Source organism: Priestia sp. P5_B4 (assembly GCF_056400385.1).
The window spans coordinates 1-1,957 of the sequence record NZ_JBFULJ010000720.1; the positions used below are offsets into that span (position 1 = coordinate 1).

The following is a 1,957-nucleotide window of genomic DNA, read 5'->3' on the forward strand; positions in this document are numbered from 1 at the left end:
GTGTAAGACCATGCTGTCTGTCTGTTTTTGTTACTTCTACTATTGCTTTTTCACCTAATTCATACCATTTCATTGCATCTTTTCACACCCTTTTATTTGTAAATGCACCTATTAGATTGTTACAATCTTATATCGTATGCTTATTCAGACTCGTCCTAAAAAATGCTATACTTTTCTATAGGACAATTTTCAATTACTTAAGGATGTGAGCACTATGTCATTTGATGGTATTTTTACATATGGCATTTTACAAGAATTATCTGAGACCTTGGTTTCAGGACGAATTTCAAAAATATATCAGCCGTTTCCAAACGAGTTGATTTTACAAGTACGCGCTAAAGGTGAAAACCGCAAACTTTTAATCTCAGCTCACCCTAACTATTCACGCGTTCATTTTACAAATGAGCCCTATGAAAATCCATCTGAGCCTCCTATGTTTTGTATGCTTCTTCGCAAACATTTAGAAGGCAGCATTATTGAACAAGTGTATCAGCTTGGATTGGACCGCATTTTAGTCATTGAAACAAAAGGACGAAATGAAATTGGCGACGTGACGTACAAGCAGCTTATTATTGAAATCATGGGAAGACATAGTAATGTTGTGCTTGTAGATAAAGAAAAACAAACGATTATCGACAGCATTAAACACGTTCCAATGGCCTTGAACAGGCACCGTACGCTTCTACCTGGAGCACCTTACGTACTGCCTCCTAGTCAAGATAAGCTTCATCCATTTGAAGCCGATGAAGAAACCGTGGCTAAAAAAATTGATTTTAATAGCGGAAAGTTAGCCACCCAGCTAGTGCAAACCTTCTCGGGGCTTTCTCCTTTAATTGCAAATGAAGTGGTGTTTCGCTCCGGCTTAGCAAATCGTTCTACCCTTCCAAAATCATTCGTCGAAACGATGACGCTGATCAAAGAAGGTCAGTTTACACCGACTCTGACAACCGTTAATCAAAAAGACTACTTTTATTTACTGGAATTAACGCATTTAGAGGGTACGAAAAAAACGTATGCAACCATCAGCGAGCTTCTTGACCGCTATTACTACGGGAAAGCAGAGCGAGATCGTGTAAAGCAGCAAGCGCATGATTTAGTACAGTTTATTTCTACCGAGAAAAAGAAAAATGAGAAAAAAATAAAAAAACTTGAGCAAACGCTGCAAAATGCAGAAAAAGCATCTGATTACCAGCTAGCCGGTGAACTCCTTACCGCAAATTTACACCTTGTCAAAAAAGGAGATGCGAAAGTGGACGTTATTAATTATTATGATGAAAATAGCGGTACACTTACGATTTCATTAGATCCGCAAAAATCACCGTCTCAAAATGCTCAAAGCTATTTCACAAAGTATCAAAAAGCGAAAAATTCCGTTTCGATTGTAATCGAACAAATTGAAAAAGCAAACGAAGAAGTACAGTATTTTGAATCACTTATTCAGCAAATGGATACTGCTACTCACAAAGACATTGCAGAGATTCGTGAAGAGCTTGTGGAAGAAGGATATTTGCGCAACCGTCAGCAAAAACAAGCGAAAAAACAAAAAAACACTACGCCTACACTTGAACAATACGTTTCAAGCGACGGCACGACGATTTTAGTTGGAAAAAACAATAAGCAAAATGAGTATTTAACAAATCGCCTTGCTGCTCGTGATGACGTTTGGTTTCATACGAAAGATATACCGGGTTCTCACGTTGTTATCCGCAGCCAAGAGCCTTCAGAAGAAACAATTTTAGAAGCGGCTCATCTTGCTGCTTACTTTAGTAAAGCTAAAAATTCAAGTTCGGTACCCGTGGACTATACAAAAATTCGCCACGTAAAAAAACCAAGCGGTGCCAAGCCTGGTTTTGTGACGTACGATAACCAGCAAACGGTGTACGTAACGCCTAGCGAAGAACTTGTACTGAAGCTGCGTCAGTCATAATATAAACCCCCTTTCTATATAGAAAGGGGG

Annotated in this window: 1 protein-coding gene; it reads left to right on the plus strand. The window is 38.8% G+C overall.

The annotated features are described in order from the left end of the window. Positions 1–214: 214 nt before the first annotated feature. Positions 215–1,927 (plus strand): Rqc2 family fibronectin-binding protein, encoded by a 1,713-nt coding sequence (locus tag AC1DRF_RS25145; RefSeq protein ID WP_043976438.1) that lies wholly within the window; start codon positions 215–217, stop codon positions 1,925–1,927. Positions 1,928–1,957: the final 30 nt, after the last annotated feature.

Coding starts and splice junctions, on each gene's coding strand:
- AC1DRF_RS25145 (WP_043976438.1), top strand. CDS start 215: ATGTCATTTGATGGTATTTTTACATATGGCATTTTACAAGAATTATCT.